The 258-nt window shown below is 68.6% G+C and carries 1 protein-coding gene; it reads left to right on the top strand.

Going from position 1 to position 258, the window contains the following annotated elements:
- Positions 1 to 39: 39 nt before the first annotated feature.
- Positions 40 to 258: DUF3391 domain-containing protein (locus SM755_RS24660; RefSeq protein WP_369335292.1), on the top strand; the 219-nt coding region annotated here is incomplete at its 3' end.

The following is a 258-nucleotide window of genomic DNA, read 5'->3' as shown; positions in this document are numbered from 1 at the left end:
GACCTGTCGCGCGGTTGCGGCCTTGAACAAACAGCCCCGGTGGCTGCAGCGCAACCCGAGCCCCCGCCGGAGCCACAGGCAGTCGCTCCGGCGCCTGCCATTGCGCCTGCGCCTGCGGCCGTGCGGCCTGCGGGCACCAGCATGAGCCAGGAGCTGGTGCAGGCCAAGCGCATCCTGATGCAGAGCCGTGATGCCGTGACCTCCTTGTTCAATGACGTGCGTCTGGGCAAGGCCATCGATGTCAACGGTGCCTTGCCC

This window comes from Natrialba sp. PRR66 (genome assembly GCF_034808065.1).
GTDB classification, from domain to species: Archaea; Halobacteriota; Halobacteria; order Halobacteriales; family Natrialbaceae; genus Natrialba; species Natrialba aegyptia.
The sequence above is the reverse complement of the archived record's forward strand: the minus strand, read 5'-3'. Positions and strand labels throughout refer to the sequence as shown.